Raw genomic sequence first — 15,405 nt, 5'->3', positions numbered from 1 at the left:
GCGCTGATCCACCGGAAAGGCCTGATCTCAGACCAGCGTGCAGGGCAGCTTGTTGAGGACGCAGCTGGACGGCCGGGACGGGGTGCCCTGCGCGGCGAACACGATCTGCACGGTGCCGCCGGGCGCGATCGCGGTGCGGCCGCGGACGAAGGCGACCTGGCCGATCCGCACGACGGTGGCGCCGCGGACGGCCGTGACCGGGGCGTTCGAGATCTTGAAGGCCAGCGCCCACGCGGTGACGGGGCGCTGACCCTTGTTGGCGATGGTGGCGGTGGCCTTGAAACCGCCGGGGGTGCGGGAGGCGACGCGGAAGCCGATGACGAGGCCGTCGGGGCGGCCCGCGCCGCGGCTGGCGCGCCCGCCGGGACCGCGCTGGGTGATCTGGTTGTCGCGCGGGTCGGTCTGGGTGGTCTTCGGGGAGCCGCCCGCGAAGTTGAGGGAGATCTGCTGGGTGCTCAGCGCGTAGGAGACGATCCCCACGGCGATCACGAGCGCGACGATCGGGAGCAGCGGGAGGGGCAGCACAGAGACGATCTTCGTCCAGCCGCTCCTACCCGAGTCGCCCGTCTCGGACTCAGGCGGGCCGGACGTGCCGCCGGGGTCGGCCGAGGGCCCGCGCGGCTGCTCGGGGAACGCCGCCGCGGGAGCGCCCGGGTAGTCGCCGTGATAGTCCCCCGGAAGCGGGGCGAACCGGTACGGGTCTCCCTGCGGGCCGTGCTCACGCTCGGCGACCGCGTCCGCCTGCGCGGGCGGCGGCCCCGACCTGACCCGGTCGTGCGGCGACACGTACACCTGGTCGTCGGTCGGCCCGGAGAAGGCGTCGTAGGAGGGGTCGACCGGAGCCCCGAAGTACGGCCCCCGTGACGCTTCGGCGCCCGGTACGGGGTCGTCGTCAGGTTGGTCAAGCCTGGAGTGTCGTCCCATCCCATCCCTCTTCGATCACAGGATGTATACCAAACCCGTCCCAAGCATGCCTACCGGATGTGTCAACGCACACGGCTCTACGCGCCGAGCGCACCGGGGCGTTCAGGCCGGGAAATGATCCCATGCTCCGGGGGGCGGCGGGCGGCCGTCCACGCGCACCCCGGCCCCTGCGGCGACGGTCCCGATCCGCCTCCAGGACGGGGGCAGGGCGGCGTCCGCCGGGTAGGTCCCGGCGAACGCGTGGTCCTCGCCGCCGGTGAGGGCGTGGCCCAGCCCGCCCGGCCCGAGGATCTCCGGGACGGGCACGGACGCGGAGTCGACGTCGATCCGGACGCCGCTCGCGGCGGCGATGTGCCCGAGGTCCTGGACGAGCCCGTCGCTCACGTCGAGCAGCGCGGTGGCGCCGTGGGTCCGCGCCTCCTCCCCGGCGGTGTAGGGGGGCTCGGGACGGCGGTGCGCGGCGATCAGCTCCTCGGGGCCGTCCCGCCCGGCCTCCAGGAGCGCGAGCCCCGCGGCGGCGAAGCCGAGCCTGCCCCGGACGGCCACGACGTCGCCCGGGCGCGCCCCCGACCGGGTGAGCGGCGCCGCGCCACCGAGGTCGCCGAGCGCGGTGATCGCGAGGGTGACCTGCGGGGCGGCCACGACGTCGCCGCCGGCGACGGACGCCCCCGCCGCCCGGCACTCGTCGGCGAGCCCGTCGTAGAGCCGCTCGGCCCAGCCGGTGCCGGTTTCGGAGGGGGCCGCGAAGCCCACGAGCAGTGCCGTGGGGTTCGCGCCCATCGCGACGACGTCGGCGAGGTTCTGCGCGGCGGCCTTGCGCCCGATGTCGTAGGGGCCGGACCAGTCGCGGCGGAAGTGCCGTCCCTCGACGAGCAGGTCGGTGGTGGCGACGACGCGGCCGTCCGGCGCGGCGATCACCGCGGCGTCGTCGCCGGGGCCGAGCCGGACCGCCGGGCCCTGGGGCAGTCGCCGGGTCAGGCGGCCGATCAGGCCGAACTCGCCGAGCTCCCCAATCGTGCCCATCTGCGCCGTTCCCCCGCTTTCCCACGTTTCTCCCGGTTCGCACCGGGCACGCCGTACCCCGACCGCCCGTGGCAGCGCGTAACACGATACGGTGAACCGTCCGACGGTTGATTCTCCGCTTGGGGAGGACGTGATGGTGCAGGCCTACATCCTCATCCAGACCGAAGTCGGTAAGGCCGCCGAGGTGGCGAGCCACATCTCCGGCATAACCGGCGTCACCCGGGCGGAGGACGTCACCGGACCCTACGACGTGATCGTCCGAGCGGAGGCGCGGAATGTGGACGAGCTGGGCAAGCTCGTCGTCGCGCAGATCCAGGCCGTCGAGGGCATCACGCGGACCCTCACGTGCCCGATCGTTCATATCTGAGCGCTCTGCCGCATCTCACCGCTTCACGGCCGTCCTCGGCGGTCTGGCGCTGCTCGCCGCGGCGTGCGGCGACGGGGCCGTGCAGGTCCCCGTGCCGAGCCCGGACGCGGCCACCCAGCGGCTCTGCCAGGGGTTGCGGCTGCCCGAGAAGGTGCACGGCCAGAAGCGCCGCGACACCTCCCCCGACTCCCCGCTGACCGCCGCGTGGGGCTCCCCCGCGATCGCGCTGCGCTGCGGCGTTCCCCGGCCCGCGGTGCTCCGTCCGACGTCGGAGCTGGTCACCATCAACGGGATCGACTGGTTCGGGCAGCCCGCCGACCGGCCGGTGACCTTCACCGCGGTGGGGCGGCAGGCCTACGTCGAGGTGACGGTGCCCCCGAAGTACAACCCGGCCGGGGACGTGCTGATCGAGCTGGGTCCGTCGATCAAGGCGACGATCCCCGCGAAGCCCGAGGGACAGATCTGATCACCCGCCTCTGATCACCAGATCGGGACCGGGCTCTCCCCTCGCGGGTAGTAGCCGGGGATCGGCTCCCCGGACGCGGCCCGGTCCAGCCGCCGCTTCATCCCGTCCGACAGCACCCCGGCCTTCATCATCTCGACGAACACCGACGTGACGTTGCCGAGGTCGAACCAGTCGCGTTGCCACGACCACCGCCGGTCCCCCGCATACCGGAACCAGGACCCGCCGATGCCGAGCACCTCGTACGCCGTCCCGTCGGGACGGCGCGCGTCGGCGACCTGCTTCCAGAAACCGACGACCTCGCCCTTGCGCTCGTCGACCAGGATGCTCTGGTACGGGTAGGTCCAGCCGTCCAGGCCGCCCATCTCCGAGCCGAGCGCGATGTCGCGGATCTCGTCCCGCCCGACGGCCATGAAGTCCTGGCCGGGGCCGATGTTCCAGCCGTAGGTGGCGTCCTCGGTGTAGAGGTCGGCGAGGGGGCGCCAGTCGCCGGCCTCCTCGCAGCGGCGGTTGGCCTCCAGCCAGTGCTCGACCATCACGTCGAGCTCTTCACGGGGGAACGCGGGCATCATGTCTCCAGCAGTTTGAGGGCCTGGGTGGGGCAGTAGCGGACGGCGGAGGCCACCTCGGCGCGCATGTCCTCGGGCGGCTCGGCGTCCAGGACGCGGACCTTGCCCTTGGAGGGCACCTCGAAGACGTCGGGGGCCTCCAGCTCGCACATGGCGTGGCCCTGGCACAGGTCCAGGTCGGCCTCGATCCTCACCGGCGCCTCCGGCGGTAGCGGACGGCGCAGGGCTGGGCTAGCTGGACGACCATCTTCGAGTGGTCGTTGCGGTAGCTCTCGGGCGGCTGCGCCGGCTCGAACTCCCAGTCCCGCAGCAGCACCGAGAAGATGGCCTTGAGCTGCATCATCGCGAAGTTCGCGCCGACGCAGCGGTGCCGGCCGGCGCCGAACGGCACCCACGTCCAGCGGTGGAGCAGGTCCTCCTCGCGGGGCGCGGCGTAGCGCTCGGGGCGGAAGGCGTCGGCGTCGGGGAAGTCGGTCTCGATCCGGTTGGAGACGGCGAGGCTGCAGCCGACCATGGTGCCCGCCGGGATGCGGTGGCCCAGCACCTCCTGGTCGGACTGCGCGACCCGCAGCAGCAGGATCAGCGGCGGATGCAGCCGCAGCGCCTCCTTGATCGCCGACTCCAGGTTCGGGATGGCGCGCAGCGCCTGGAACGACACCTCGCGGCCGTCGGCGTACAGCTCGTCCAGCTCGCGGACCACGCCGTCCAGGACGCCGGGGTGGCGGAGCAGCTCGATGAGCGTCCAGGCGGCGGTGCCGGACGTGGTGTGGTGCCCGGCGAACATCATCGAGATGAACATGCCGGTGACCTGGTCGGCGTCGAACTTGAGCGTGCCGTCCGCGTCCTTGATCGACATCAGGACGTCGAGCAGGTCGCGGTCCTCCCGGGGCGGGTTCGGGGGCCGCGCGTCCATGATCTGCTGGACGAGCTCCACCAGCGCCGCCCGCGCCGCGTCCCGCCGCCGGAAGCTGTCGATGTCGGCGTGGGGGTCGACGTAGGCGATCGCGTCGGTGCCCTGTTCGAGGTCGTGGTACAGGTCGGCGAACCGGCGGTCGAGCTGCTCGCGGAACTTGCGCCCGATCAGGCACGCGGACGAGGTGTAGATCGTCAGCTCGGCGAAGAAGTCGAGCAGGTCGATCTCGCCCTCCTCGCCCCAGCCGGCGACCATCCGGTCGACCTCGGCGGAGATCGTCGCGGCGTGCCCCTTCATGAACGAGCCCTTGAGGGCCTGGTTGTGCAGGGCCTCGCGGCGCTGCTCCGGCGTGGCGTCGAACACCACGCCCTCGCCGAAGATCGGCGTCATGAACGGGTAGGCCTCGGCCTGGTCGAGCTCCTCGTCGGGGGCGCGGAAGAAGAACTCGTTGGCCTCCGCGCCCGACAGCAGCAGGACGCGGCGTCCGGCGAGGCGGAACTCGCCGACGTCGCCGCACTCGTCCCGGACCCGTCGCATCAGCCCGATCGGGTCCGAGCGCAGCTCCTCCAGATGGTCGGGCCCGCCCGACACGACGCGCGGTTCCACCTGTGCGGTCACGACTCCTCCAACGGTGCTTCGGGCTGTACTTCGACGAGCCGGAGATGAGCGCCGCGCGGGGCCGCGACGATCGCCGCGACGGCGGCCGCGACGTCGGACGGGCGCAGGAAGTAGGGGTGGCGGGCGTGGCCCCACTTGGCCCAGTCCTCCAGGACGGCGCCGGTCGTCTCCGCGTCCCAGCTCATGCCCATGCCGGTCGCGGTCGGCCCGGGCCGGACGATGGACGCCCGCACGCCCGTCCCCTCCAGCTCCATCTGCATGGTGCGGGCCATCCCCTCCACGCCGTTCTTGGCCGCGACGTAGGCGCCCGTCCAGGAGCGCGGCGCGGGGACGGTGTCGGAGGAGACGAACACGATGTCGCCGCGCCGCCGCGCCACCATCTGCGGGACGAACTGCGACACGAGCCGGTGCGCGCCGACGAGGTGGACCTGCACCTGCGCGAGGAACTCGGCGGTGTCGAGCTCGTGCAGGCGCCCGGCGGACAGGTCGCCGGCGCTGGAGACGACGATCTCGACGGGGCCGAGCGCGTCGGCGGCCGCCGCGGCGAACGCCTTGACCGAGTCGGAGTCGGCGACGTCCAGCGGGTGCGCGAACGCCTCTCCCCCGCCCGCCCGGACCGTCGCGGCCAGTTCCTCGCACATCTCGACGCGCCGAGCGCCGAGCGCGACCGGGTGCCCGGCCGTCGCCAGCGCCGTCGCCGTCGCCGCGCCGATCCCGGACGAGGCGCCGGTCACCACGGCCGCGCGCCGCCGCGGATGGGGGTCGAACCTCGGCATCAGCGCACCTCCACGCGCACGGGCAGGGCGGCGAAACCGCGGACGTTCACCGAGTGCACGCGCTCGGCGCCGCCGTGGTCGACCTCGTAGGAGGAGACGCGGCGCACGAACTCGGTCAGCGCGATGCGCGCCTCCAGCCGCGCCAGGTTCGCGCCGAGGCAGAAGTGCCGTCCGCCGCCGAAGCTGACGAGCTGGGAGGTGTCGCGGTCGAGGTCGTAGGCGTCGGCGTCGTCGAACACGCGCGGGTCGCGGTTGGCCGACCCGACGAGCAGGAGCACGCGGTCGCCCTCGCGGACGCGCCGCCCGTGCAGGTCGACGTCCCGCACGACCTTCCTGGCGAGCATCTGGCTGGAGGTGTCGTAGCGGAGCGTCTCCTCCACCCAGTCGTCCACGCGGGCCGGGTCGCGGAGCGGCTTGGCCGCCTGGTCCGGGTTGCGCGCCCCCCAGTACAGGGCGTTGGCGAGCAGCTTGGTGGTGGTCTCGTTCCCGGCGACCACCATCAGGAACAGGAAGGCGATGACCTCCTGGTCGTCCAGCCGGTCGCCGTCGATGTCGGCGTCGAGGAGCGCGGAGGTCAGGTCACCGGTCGGCGCGCGGCGCCGCTCGGCGACCATGTCCTGGTAGTAGCCGGCGAGGGTGAGGGCCGCGTCCATCCCGGCGGGCGGGACGTCGTTCAGCCCCTCCTCCCGGTGGACGACCGTGTCCGCGAGCCGGCGCACCTCGGCCCGGTCGGCCTCGGGGACGCCCATCATCTCCGAGATGACGTCCATGGGCAGCAGGCCGGCGAAGTCGGAGACGAAGTCGAACTCGCCCTTCTCCAGGGCCGGCTCCAGATGGCGCCTCGTCAGCGCCAGGATGCCGTCCCCCAGTTCCTTGACCCGCCGCGGCGTGAAGCCCTTGGACACCAGGGCGCGCATGCGGGTGTGGCGCGGCGGGTCGAGCGCGAGGAACGACATCGTCCGGGGCGCGTGCGGGCCCCAGGCGCTCGGCTCCACCGAGACGCCGTGGGAGTTGGAGAAGGTCGCGTGGTCGCGGAAGGCCGCGGACACGTCGGCGTGCCGGGACAGCGCCCAGAAGCCGATCTCGTCGTTGCGGTAGAGGGGCGCCTCCTCGCGGAGGCGCGCGTAGAGGGGGTAGGGGTCCTCGTGGACGGCGTAGTCGAAGGGGCTGTAGGAGACCTGCGCGGCAGGGTCCACGGCCGTCACCTCACTCGGGGGGTTCGGGCAGGATGAGCTCCGCCATCTCGGCGAGCCGGTCGGCCATGCGGGCGTAGGACGTGTAGCCCATCCCCGCGTACAGGAGCGCGCCGGTGTAGGCCAGTTCCAGCGCGCCGAGGATCTTGGGGTCGTCGTGCTCGCGCAGCGCCGCGCGGAGCCGTTCACGGATCGCGTAGCCGATCCGCATCCGCAGTTCGCGGACGTCGGGGTCGGTGCCGAGCAGCGCGGTGGTGCACGCCGCGGCGAGGTCCGGCTCGTCCGACACCAGCAGCGCGATCTCGCGGAGCGTCTCCACCACCCGTTCGCGCAGCGTCCCGTCCGCCTCGACGGGGGGCAGGGCGCTGAGCCGCCGCCAGAACACCTCGGTGATCAGGTGGTTCTTGGAGGCGAAGTAGGTGTAGGCGGTCGCGGGCGCCACGCCGGCGCGGCGGGCCACGTTGCGGACGGTCAGGCCCTCGTAGCCGGTCTCGCCGACCTCCACCACGGCGGCGTCGGTCAGCCGCCGCACCGTGTCGGCCTGCCGCTCGGTGAGGCGGCGCCGGGTGGGCTCGGTCATGGGTTCGGGTTTTCCGGACACGTGTCCAGACATTAGTTCAGAAAGGGGCCGCGCGCAACGCCCGGCGCGTCCTTCCCGGGTGAGGCGGGTGGGATTCGAACCCACTCAGTCAGCGACACTTGGGTTACAGCCAAGCCCGACTCTCCGAACGTCGGCGCCGCCCCTCGCGCGGGCCGGGGGCCCGCGCCGTACCTCCGGAGGGATTCGAACCCCCAGCGCACAGCACCTCATGCTGCCGTCTCTGCCGTTGGACTACGGAGGCATGCGTGCGGCTCCCGGGATTCGAACCCGGAACGTCCACTTCCTGAGAGTGGTCTCTCTGCCTGTTGGAGTAGAGCCGCGTGGAACTCGCGAGGACGGGCGTCGCTCGCGGCGGCTCGGCCGGGGCCTCTAGGAGACGGGATACCGGCCGGGGCGGGCGTGCGACGCCGAGGGCAGTCGGAGTCGATACTGCTCCAGAGCCATGGCCGGTCCTCCTCTCGGACGTCTCGCGTCACCGTCTCCGTCTCGGACGGGCTGACATCGTCAACGGTGCCACCGGCGGCGCGACGGCCGCAACGGGTTTTCCGCTCAGGGCTCGTCGGGCAGGGCCGCGCCGAACGCGATCAGCGCCCAGAACGCGACCATGATCCAGCCGAGGGCGATCCCCGTCACCGCGAGCCCGAGCCCGCGCTCGCCGGAGCGCCGCAGCCGCACCCAGGCCATGTGCCCGGCGACGATCGCCGGGATGGACGGCAGCCCGCACGTGATCAGCCCCACCGCGCCCATGGACACCGCGTAGATCGCGAGGCTGTTCATGGGCGGCTTGCCGTGCGGATGGTGCGCGGCCGGGTACTGGTGGGGCGCCTGCGTGGGGTGGCCCTGGTAACCGGTCTGTTGCTGGTATCCGGTCGGCTGCTGGTAGACGGCCTGCCGGGCGTCGATCGCGTCGGCGTAGCGGTTCCAGCTCTCCGCCTCGGCGGTCCGTCCCTGCCCGCCGAGCAGGACGGCGAGGTTGCGCATCGCGCCCGGGTCGCCGGCCTGCGCGGCCTGCCGGTACTGCCCCTCGACGAGCGCCGCCGCCTCCCCCGCGGCGAGCACCGGAGCGACCCCCGGCGCGGGCGTCCCGGGCGCCTCGGTCTCCGGTCGGGACGGCGCCTCGGTGCGGTCCCGACCCGGGGTGTGCGGTCGGGACGGCGTCTCGGCGCGGTGCCGGCCGGGCGCCTGGGTGTGCTGCGTGGAGGGCGCGGGCTGCCGGACCCCGCTGGAGATGAGGCCGTCCAGCAGCGACTGGGCGGACGGCCGCCGCGCCGGGTCCTTGGCCAGCGCCGCCCGGACGGCCTTGAGCAGCATGCCGTCGAGACCGCCCAGGTCGGGTTCGCCGCTGATGATCTGATGGATGACCGCCGGCAGCGAGTTGCCGCCGAAGCACGGCCCGCCGCGCGCCGCGAAGGCCACGGTCGCGCCCCAGGCGAACACGTCCGACGCCGGGGTCGCCCCGCGCCCGTCCAGCTGCTCGGGGGCCATGAACGCGGGCGTGCCGACGATGCCGCCGGTCGCGGTGAGACGCGTCCCGTCCAGGGAGCGGGCGATGCCGAAGTCGATGACGCGCGGCCCGAACGTGGACAGCAGCACGTTGGCGGGCTTCAGGTCGCGGTGCACCACGCCCGCGTCGTGGATGGCGGTCAGCGCGGTCGCGATGCCGACCGCGACGGCCTCCAGGTCGGCGCCGCGCAGCGGCCCCTCCTTCGCCACGGCGCCGTCCAGGCTGGGGCCGTTGACGAACTCGGTGACCAGGTAGGGCGGGTCCGCGGCGGGGTCGGCGTCCAGGACCGGCGCCGTGCAGAACGGGCGCACCCGCTTCGCCGCCGCGACCTCCGCCTCGAACCGCGCGCGGTACTGCCGGTCGGCCGCGTACTCACGCCGGATCACCTTGAGGGCGACCTTGCGCCCGGACGCGTCCAGCCCCGCGTACACCGTCCCCATGCCGCCCTCGCCGAGACGGTCGACGACCCGGTAGGGGCCGATGCGTTCCGGCAGGTCGGCGTGCGGCACGGAACATTCTCCTCGGGACGGCGATCGGCCGTACAAGCCTGGCACATCCCCATGCTTCACGCGGCCCCGTCCGCGATCATTCCGGGCCGCGCCTCAGCCGAGCTCGGCCCGCACCGTCCCGGCCACCATCGCGGCGGTCACCTCCAGCGGCCGGACGTCGTGCGCCGTCCTGCTGAGCACGAGCGCCCCCTCGAAGGCGCTCAGCACGTAGGTGGCCACGTCCTTCGCGCGCCCTTCCGCGATCCCGGCCCCCGCCAGCCTCCGGGCGAGGGACAGCTCCCACGACGCGAACACCTCCGCACAGGCGTGCCGCAGCGGCTCGCTCGTGCTGGCGACCTCCAGCGCCACGGTCGCGATCGGGCACCCGTCACCCCACTCCGACCTCTCCAACGCCTCCGCGCTCAGCCGGAACATGTCGAGGACCGACCGTCCAAGGTCCTGGTCGGCCTGCGCGAACACGAGATCGAACAAGCGCAGGTACCGATCACCCGAATGCCGCACGGCCTCGGCCCCCAACTGCTCCTTCCCGCCCGGGAAGAAGTGGTACAGCGACCCCCAGGGCGCCTCGCCCGCCGCGGTGATCTGCTTGAGCCCCGTCCCGGCGTACCCCTGCTCGCGGAACAGTTGGGCGCTGGCCTCCAGCAGCCGGGTCCGTGTATCGCGTGTCATACGGACACCCTAGCCATTGCTCTCACTAGATCGATCTATCTACTATGATGATCGATCCAGACAGGGAGCCGCTTCATGACCGTGCGAACCGAACGCCGTGGACCCGTCCACGTCATCACCCTCGACCGCCCGTCCCGCCGCAACGCGGTCGACGGACCGACGGCCCGGCGGCTGGCCGACGCGGTCCGCGACTTCGAGGACGGCGACGCGAAGGTCGCCGTGCTGACCGGAGCCGGCGGCGCCTTCTGCGCGGGCAGCGATCTGAAGGCGATGGCCGCGGGCGACTTCCCCTCCCCGACCGTCGACGGCCCGCCCCCGATGGCGGTCACGCGCGCCCGAGCGTCCAAGCCGGTGATCGCGGCGATCGAGGGCTACTGCTTCGGCGGCGGCTTCGAGCTGGCCCTGTGGTGCGACCTCCGCGTGGCGTCCGAGACCGCCGAGTTCGGCCTGCTCAACTTCGAGCGCGGCCTCCCGTCCCTGGACGGCGCCACCGTCCGCCTCCCCCGCCTGGTGGGGCAGCCCCGCGCCCTGGACGCCCTCCTGACCGCCCGCCGCATCCCCGCCCGGGAAGCCGCGGACTGGGGCCTGCTGACCACCCTCACGCCACCCGGCGAAGCCCTGAGCACCGCACGAACCTTGGCCGAGCGCATAGCGTCCCTCCCCGCCCCCGCCCTCCAGGCCGCCCGAACGTCGCTCCTGGCACAGGGCCCCCTCCCCGAGCCCGAGGCCCTGAAGAACGAAACAACCCTCGCCCTGTCCGCCCTACCCCCACCCACATAACCGCAAGGGCCCAGAGCACTTCGCCTAGCGCTCGCACCTGCCGTGGAACAGCGCGGACAGGACGCCCATGGCGGGGTCGGCGGCGACCTGGGAGCCGTCCTTCATCAGGGGGACGTGGTCGGGCCCCAAGACGAGCGGCGTGTACACCACGCGAATTTGTGGGGTTGTCTTGCGTTGCGGCGGGGGCTGAACTGTAGTCTGGACAGGTGTCCAGAACAAACGATCGCTTGCTTCTGGTGGACGGGCGCCTCGTCCCCGGGGCGGGCGGCGCCTTCGAGACGATCAATCCTGCTACCGAGGAGGTGCTCGGTACCGCCGCCGACGCCTCGGCCGACGACATGGACCGGGCGATCGCGGCCGCGCGCCGCGCGTTCGACGAGACCGGGTGGGCGACCGGCCACGCGTTCCGCGCGCGGTGCCTGCGGCAGCTCCGGGAGGGGCTGCGGCGGCGGGCCGACGAGCTGCGCGAACTCACGATCAAGGAGGTGGGCGCGCCGAGGTTCCTGACGTTCGGGGCCCAGCTTGACGCGCCCGTGGACGACCTCGCATGGTTCGCGGACCTGGTCGACGACTACGGCTGGGAGCGCGACCTCGGACGAGCCGAGCCGATGGGGATGCCCAGCCACCGGCGGGTCGTGCGGGAGGCGGTGGGCGTCGTCGGCGCGATCACCCCGTGGAACTTCCCGCACCAGATCAATCTCGCCAAGCTGGGGCCCGCGCTGGCGGCGGGCAACACGGTGGTGCTGAAGCCGGCGCCGGACACGCCCTGGTGCGCGGCGGTGCTCGGCGAGGTCATCGCGGAGGAGACCGACTTCCCGCCGGGCGTGGTCAACGTGGTCACGTCGTCCGATCACGCGTTGGGCGCCCAGCTCACGCAGGACCCCCGCGTCGATCTGGTGTCGTTCACCGGGTCCACGGCCACGGGACGGAACGTGATGGCGAGCGCGGCCGGGACGCTCAAGCGGGTCTTCCTGGAGCTCGGCGGCAAGTCGGCGTTCGTGGTGCTGGACGACGCCGACCTGCGGGCCGCGTGCTCGTACGCGGCGTTCGCCGGGATCACCCACGCCGGGCAGGGGTGCGCGATCACGACCCGGATCCTCGTCCCGCGCGAGCGCCACGACGAGGCCGTCGAGATCACCGCCAGGGCGCTGGCGAAGCTCGGCGCCGGGGACCCGCAGGACGACCGGACGATCTGCGGCCCGGTCATCTCGGCGCGGCAGCGCGAGCGGATCGAGGGCTACCTGGAGCAGGCCGTCAAGGACGGCGGCGCGTTCGCGTGCGGCGGCGGCCGGCCGGAGGGCCGGGACAGGGGCTTCTGGATCGAGCCGACGCTGATCACCGGGCTGACCAACGACTCCCGCGCGGCGCGGGAGGAGATCTTCGGGCCGGTGCTGGTGATCCTGCCGCACGACGGCGACGACGACGCGGTGCGGATCGCGAACGACTCGCCCTACGGGCTGTCGGGCGCGGTGCACGGCGGGGACGTCGAGCGGGCGCGCGGGGTCGCGAGGAGGCTGCGCACCGGGACGGTCAGCGTGAACGGCGGCGTCTGGTACGGCGCGGACGTCCCGTTCGGCGGCTACAAGCAGTCGGGCATCGGCCGCGAGATGGGCGTGGCCGGTTTCGAGGAGTACCTGGAGACCAAGGCGATCGCGGAGGGCGTGTGAGGTTCGAGGGAAAGGTCGCGGTCGTCACCGGGGCCGCGCAGGGAATCGGCGAGGCGTACGCGCGGGCGCTGGCGTCCGAGGGGGCCCACGTGGTCGTCGCGGACGTGGACGAGCGCGGCCGGGACGTCGCGGACGACATCAAGGGCCTGTTCGTGCGGACGGACGTGTCCGATCCCGCGTCCGTGGACGCCATGGCCGGGGAGGCCGTGGAGCGGTTCGGCGGGATCGACCATCTCGTCAACAACGCCGCCATCTTCGGGACGATGAAGCTGGACTTCCTCTTCACCGTCGACTGGGACTACTACAAGAAGTTCATGTCGGTGAACATGGACGGCGCGCTGCTGTGCGCGCGCGCCTGCTACCCCCACATGCAGGCGCGCGGCGGCGGTTCCATCGTCAACCAGTCGTCCACGGCGGCGTGGCAGTACTCGGGCTTCTACGGGCTGGCCAAGGTGGGCGTCAACGGGCTCACGCAGCAGCTCGCGCACGAGCTGGGCAGCATGAACATCCGCGTGAACGCGATCGCGCCGGGCCCGATCGACACCGAGGCCAACCGGGCGGTCGTGCCGGGCAACATGTCGCAGAAGATCGTCCGGGACAAGATGGCGCTCAAGCGGATGGGGTCGCCCGAGGACCTGGTGGGCGCCTGCCTGTTCCTGCTGTCGGACGACGCCGCGTGGATCACCGGCCAGATCGTCAACGTCGACGGCGGCGAGGTGTTCCGGGCATGAGCGGGGCTGACCGGGAGGCGCGCGTCCCTCCGGCGGGTGAACGCGTGGCGGTCGGCTTCATCGGGCTCGGGCAGATGGGGGCGCCGATGGCGGCCCACCTGGCCGGTGGGGGGCTGGCCGTGTACGACGCGCGGGCCGAGGCGATGGCGCCGCTGGTGAAGGCGGGGGCGCGGGCCGCGAGGAGCGCCGCCGAGGTGGCGGCGCGCTGCGACCTGGTCTCGGTCATGGTCCGGGACGACGCCCAGGTGATGGAGGTGGGCGAGGAGGTACTGGCGAGCGCCCGGCCGGGCACGGTCCTGGCGGTCCACTCGACGATCCGCGCGCGGACCGCCGAGGACCTGGCCTCGCACGCGCGGCGCTACGGGATCGAGGTGGTGGACGCGCCGGTGAGCGGCGGGTTCATGGGGGCGAGCGCGGGCAGCCTCGCGGTCATGGTCGGCGGGACGGACGAGGCGTTCGAGCGCTGCCGCGAGCCGTTCGGCGCCTGGGCGGACCTCGTCCTGCACATGGGGCCGGTCGGCGCGGGAACCCGCACGAAGCTGGCCCGCAACATGCTGCACTTCATCTCGTTCACCGCCGCCGCGGAGGCGCAGCGGCTCGCGGAGGCGGCGGGGGTGTCGCTGCGCAAGCTCGGGCGCGTCGTCCGGCACACCGACGCGATCACCGGCGGCGCGGGCTCGATCATGCTGCGGCCGACGACCGCGCCGCTGGCGCCGGACGACGACCTGTACGACATCCTGCGGCACACGCGGGACCTCGGTGAGAAGGACCTGTCCCTCGCGCTGGAGCTGGCGGACGAGTTGGGGGTCGACGCCCCGCTCGCCCGGATCGCCCTCGATCGTTTCGGGGTGGGACTCGGTTTGGTGGGAGAAGCCAATGACTGAGCGAAGCGAACCGGGGGGTGTGGGGGGTCGTCCCCCCACAGAGAACACGCCTGAGCGAAGCGAACCGGGGGGTGTGGGAGGTCCTCCCCCCACAAACCACACGCCTGAGCGAAGCGAACCGGAGGGTGTGGGAGGTCCTCCTCCGGCGGATCGGCCGGTCGAGGGGCGGCGTGAGCGTGGGTTGGAGATGATGCGCCGGGTCTACGGCTGGGAGGTGTCGGACGGGCCCGGCGACTTCTTCGGGATCACCGTCGAGCACCTCTTCGGCGAGATCTGGACGCGGCCCGGGCTGAGCATGCGCGACCGGCGGCTGCTGCTCGTCGGGGTCCTCGCCGGTCAGGGGCTGAACGACGTCCTCGACATCCAGATCCCGGCGGCGCTGGCCAACGGGGAGCTGTCCCCGGACGAGCTGCGCGAGATCGGCGTCTTCCTCACCCATTACATCGGCTGGCCGCTCGGGTCGAAGTTGAGCGTCCAGATCGACACGCTGATCGCCAGGCATGAGAAGCGCGCGCGGCGGGACGGTTAGAGCAGGCGCGGGGACGGGTCGGGCATCAGCATCGGCCCGGTCACGCGGAACCGTTCGACGCCCCGCCGGGTGAGGCTGACGCGCAGGTCGATCCAGCCGGACACGCCGGGCTCGCCGCAGTCGTAGGCGCCTCTCCGCGGGAAGTGCAGATCGCCCACCGACAGCTTCGCGCCCCGCACGTGCACCGGCAGCAGGAGGCGGGAGCCGGCGGTGAGCGGTGCGATGAGGCATCCGCCCACGTCGCGGCCGCGCGCTTCGCCGGGCACGGCCACGGGGTCGGGCGGCGCGCAGCCGATGATCCCGGGGTGGCCGCCGGCGTCGTGCCCGCCTCCGGGGCGCCCGACGGCGAGCACGTCCACCACGATCACGTCGCCGGGCTCCGCTCCGACGACGACGAGCGGACCGCACAGCAGGATCCCGCCACCGGGTTCCCGGCCGGGACTCTCCATCCGGACGGACCCGCCCGTGATGACCTCCGCCACTCCCGGGATGTCGGGGTGCCAGTGGGAGTGTCCGAGGACGTCCCGCATCCCGGGGTCGTCGAGGTCGAACACGGCTGGTGAGGGCATCGGGCAGAGCTCCTTCCGGCAGGGATCAGGCGATGCTCCGATCGTGCCCAGCTGCTGTTACCGGACGGTTTCGGCGTGCTGACGCTCGCGTAAGACGACCTTCACCGGATAATCCC

19 protein-coding genes and 3 tRNA genes are annotated in these 15,405 nt (G+C 72.9%); 7 read left to right on the top strand and 15 right to left on the bottom strand.

Annotated features, from left to right (window positions below):
- Positions 1-27: 27 nt before the first annotated feature.
- Both BJ999_RS11845 and BJ999_RS11840 read right to left on the bottom strand, forming a co-directional pair.
- Positions 28-924, bottom strand: coding sequence for a cellulose binding domain-containing protein (locus tag BJ999_RS11845; protein WP_179833345.1), 897 nt, complete (start codon positions 922-924; stop codon positions 28-30).
- A gap of 102 nt (positions 925-1,026) precedes the next feature.
- Positions 1,027-1,947, bottom strand: coding sequence for a thiamine-phosphate kinase (locus BJ999_RS11840; protein WP_179833344.1), 921 nt, complete (start codon positions 1,945-1,947; stop codon positions 1,027-1,029).
- Positions 1,948-2,080: 133 nt separating this feature from the next.
- Here BJ999_RS11840 and BJ999_RS11835 point away from each other — a divergent pair, with 133 nt between their 5' ends.
- The gene (locus BJ999_RS11835) at positions 2,081-2,314 is read left to right on the top strand and encodes an Lrp/AsnC family transcriptional regulator (RefSeq protein WP_149257826.1); all 234 of its coding nucleotides are present in this window, start codon (positions 2,081-2,083) and stop codon (positions 2,312-2,314) included.
- Positions 2,307-2,780, top strand: a complete 474-nt coding sequence (locus BJ999_RS11830; protein WP_268247747.1) for a DUF3515 domain-containing protein — start codon at positions 2,307-2,309, stop codon at positions 2,778-2,780. Before BJ999_RS11835 ends, BJ999_RS11830 begins: the two co-directional genes overlap by 8 nt.
- A 14-nt stretch (positions 2,781-2,794) precedes the next feature.
- On the opposite strand, the gene BJ999_RS11825 is transcribed toward BJ999_RS11830, so the two are convergent.
- From BJ999_RS11825 to BJ999_RS11775, 11 genes are all read right to left on the bottom strand, one after another.
- The gene (locus BJ999_RS11825; protein ID WP_179833342.1) at positions 2,795-3,346 is read right to left on the bottom strand and encodes a nuclear transport factor 2 family protein; all 552 of its coding nucleotides are present in this window, start codon (positions 3,344-3,346) and stop codon (positions 2,795-2,797) included.
- Entirely contained in the window at positions 3,346-3,540 is a 195-nt protein-coding gene (locus BJ999_RS11820) for a ferredoxin (protein WP_179833341.1), read from the bottom strand. Before BJ999_RS11820 ends, BJ999_RS11825 begins: the two co-directional genes overlap by 1 nt.
- A complete protein-coding gene (locus tag BJ999_RS11815; protein ID WP_179833340.1) occupies positions 3,537-4,877 on the bottom strand; it encodes a cytochrome P450 in 1,341 nt (446 codons plus the stop codon). Before BJ999_RS11815 ends, BJ999_RS11820 begins: the two co-directional genes overlap by 4 nt.
- Positions 4,874-5,653, bottom strand: a complete 780-nt coding sequence (locus tag BJ999_RS11810) for an SDR family oxidoreductase (protein WP_179833339.1) — start codon at positions 5,651-5,653, stop codon at positions 4,874-4,876. Before BJ999_RS11810 ends, BJ999_RS11815 begins: the two co-directional genes overlap by 4 nt.
- Positions 5,653-6,849 (bottom strand): cytochrome P450, encoded by a 1,197-nt coding sequence (locus tag BJ999_RS43490; RefSeq protein WP_229809846.1) that lies wholly within the window; start codon positions 6,847-6,849, stop codon positions 5,653-5,655. Before BJ999_RS43490 ends, BJ999_RS11810 begins: the two co-directional genes overlap by 1 nt.
- A 10-nt stretch (positions 6,850-6,859) precedes the next feature.
- Entirely contained in the window at positions 6,860-7,426 is a 567-nt protein-coding gene (locus tag BJ999_RS11800; RefSeq protein ID WP_218935035.1) for a TetR/AcrR family transcriptional regulator, read from the bottom strand.
- A gap of 80 nt (positions 7,427-7,506) precedes the next feature.
- Positions 7,507-7,590, bottom strand: a tRNA-Tyr gene (locus BJ999_RS11795).
- Between the two features lie 25 nt (positions 7,591-7,615).
- A tRNA-Leu gene (locus tag BJ999_RS11790) sits at positions 7,616-7,688 on the bottom strand.
- Positions 7,689-7,693: 5 nt separating this feature from the next.
- Positions 7,694-7,767, bottom strand: a tRNA-Leu gene (locus BJ999_RS11785).
- Positions 7,768-7,996: 229 nt separating this feature from the next.
- Positions 7,997-9,460: a protein kinase domain-containing protein gene (locus BJ999_RS11780; RefSeq protein ID WP_179833336.1), complete on the bottom strand. Its 1,464-nt coding sequence runs from the start codon at positions 9,458-9,460 to the stop codon at positions 7,997-7,999.
- 93 nt (positions 9,461-9,553) lie between these two features.
- Positions 9,554-10,129: a TetR/AcrR family transcriptional regulator gene (locus tag BJ999_RS11775; protein ID WP_179833335.1), complete on the bottom strand. Its 576-nt coding sequence runs from the start codon at positions 10,127-10,129 to the stop codon at positions 9,554-9,556.
- Positions 10,130-10,204: 75 nt separating this feature from the next.
- Here BJ999_RS11775 and BJ999_RS11770 point away from each other — a divergent pair, with 75 nt between their 5' ends.
- Positions 10,205-10,909, top strand: coding sequence for an enoyl-CoA hydratase-related protein (locus BJ999_RS11770; RefSeq protein WP_179833334.1), 705 nt, complete (start codon positions 10,205-10,207; stop codon positions 10,907-10,909).
- Between the two features lie 24 nt (positions 10,910-10,933).
- Here BJ999_RS11770 and BJ999_RS42925 read toward each other — a convergent pair whose 3' ends face one another.
- Positions 10,934-11,056, bottom strand: a complete 123-nt coding sequence (locus BJ999_RS42925; RefSeq protein WP_268247742.1) for a hypothetical protein — start codon at positions 11,054-11,056, stop codon at positions 10,934-10,936.
- 59 nt (positions 11,057-11,115) lie between these two features.
- On the opposite strand from BJ999_RS42925, the gene BJ999_RS11765 reads away from it, so the two are divergent.
- From BJ999_RS11765 to BJ999_RS11750, 4 genes are all read left to right on the top strand, one after another.
- Positions 11,116-12,576, top strand: a complete 1,461-nt coding sequence (locus BJ999_RS11765) for an aldehyde dehydrogenase (RefSeq protein ID WP_179833333.1) — start codon at positions 11,116-11,118, stop codon at positions 12,574-12,576.
- Positions 12,573-13,307, top strand: a complete 735-nt coding sequence (locus tag BJ999_RS11760) for an SDR family oxidoreductase (RefSeq protein ID WP_179833332.1) — start codon at positions 12,573-12,575, stop codon at positions 13,305-13,307. The genes BJ999_RS11765 and BJ999_RS11760 overlap by 4 nt, the downstream gene beginning before the upstream one ends.
- Positions 13,304-14,191, top strand: a complete 888-nt coding sequence (locus tag BJ999_RS11755; RefSeq protein ID WP_179833331.1) for an NAD(P)-dependent oxidoreductase — start codon at positions 13,304-13,306, stop codon at positions 14,189-14,191. The genes BJ999_RS11760 and BJ999_RS11755 overlap by 4 nt, the downstream gene beginning before the upstream one ends.
- Before the next feature lie 187 nt (positions 14,192-14,378).
- A complete protein-coding gene (locus tag BJ999_RS11750) occupies positions 14,379-14,720 on the top strand; it encodes a carboxymuconolactone decarboxylase family protein (RefSeq protein ID WP_179838482.1) in 342 nt (113 codons plus the stop codon).
- Here the strand turns inward: BJ999_RS11750 and BJ999_RS11745 are convergent.
- A complete protein-coding gene (locus BJ999_RS11745) occupies positions 14,717-15,289 on the bottom strand; it encodes an acetamidase/formamidase family protein (RefSeq protein WP_179833330.1) in 573 nt (190 codons plus the stop codon). The two genes, BJ999_RS11750 and BJ999_RS11745, sit on opposite strands and share 4 nt — an antisense overlap.
- Positions 15,290-15,405 lie beyond the last annotated feature (116 nt).

Source organism: Actinomadura citrea, from assembly GCF_013409045.1.
GTDB lineage: Bacteria > Actinomycetota > Actinomycetes > Streptosporangiales > Streptosporangiaceae > Spirillospora > Spirillospora citrea.
Note: the sequence above shows the minus strand (reverse complement) of the source record. Positions and strands in the feature narration are given on the sequence as shown.

Coding starts and splice junctions, on each gene's coding strand:
- BJ999_RS11750 (WP_179838482.1), top strand. CDS start 14,379: ATGATGCGCCGGGTCTACGGCTGGGAGGTGTCGGACGGGCCCGGCGAC.
- BJ999_RS11825 (WP_179833342.1), bottom strand. CDS start 3,346: ATGCCCGCGTTCCCCCGTGAAGAGCTCGACGTGATGGTCGAGCACTGG.
- BJ999_RS11770 (WP_179833334.1), top strand. CDS start 10,205: ATGACCGTGCGAACCGAACGCCGTGGACCCGTCCACGTCATCACCCTC.
- BJ999_RS11840 (WP_179833344.1), bottom strand. CDS start 1,947: ATGGGCACGATTGGGGAGCTCGGCGAGTTCGGCCTGATCGGCCGCCTG.
- BJ999_RS11845 (WP_179833345.1), bottom strand. CDS start 924: ATGGGACGACACTCCAGGCTTGACCAACCTGACGACGACCCCGTACCG.
- BJ999_RS11810 (WP_179833339.1), bottom strand. CDS start 5,653: ATGCCGAGGTTCGACCCCCATCCGCGGCGGCGCGCGGCCGTGGTGACC.
- BJ999_RS11745 (WP_179833330.1), bottom strand. CDS start 15,289: ATGCCCTCACCAGCCGTGTTCGACCTCGACGACCCCGGGATGCGGGAC.
- BJ999_RS11755 (WP_179833331.1), top strand. CDS start 13,304: ATGAGCGGGGCTGACCGGGAGGCGCGCGTCCCTCCGGCGGGTGAACGC.
- BJ999_RS11775 (WP_179833335.1), bottom strand. CDS start 10,129: ATGACACGCGATACACGGACCCGGCTGCTGGAGGCCAGCGCCCAACTG.
- BJ999_RS11835 (WP_149257826.1), top strand. CDS start 2,081: ATGGTGCAGGCCTACATCCTCATCCAGACCGAAGTCGGTAAGGCCGCC.
- BJ999_RS11800 (WP_218935035.1), bottom strand. CDS start 7,426: ATGACCGAGCCCACCCGGCGCCGCCTCACCGAGCGGCAGGCCGACACG.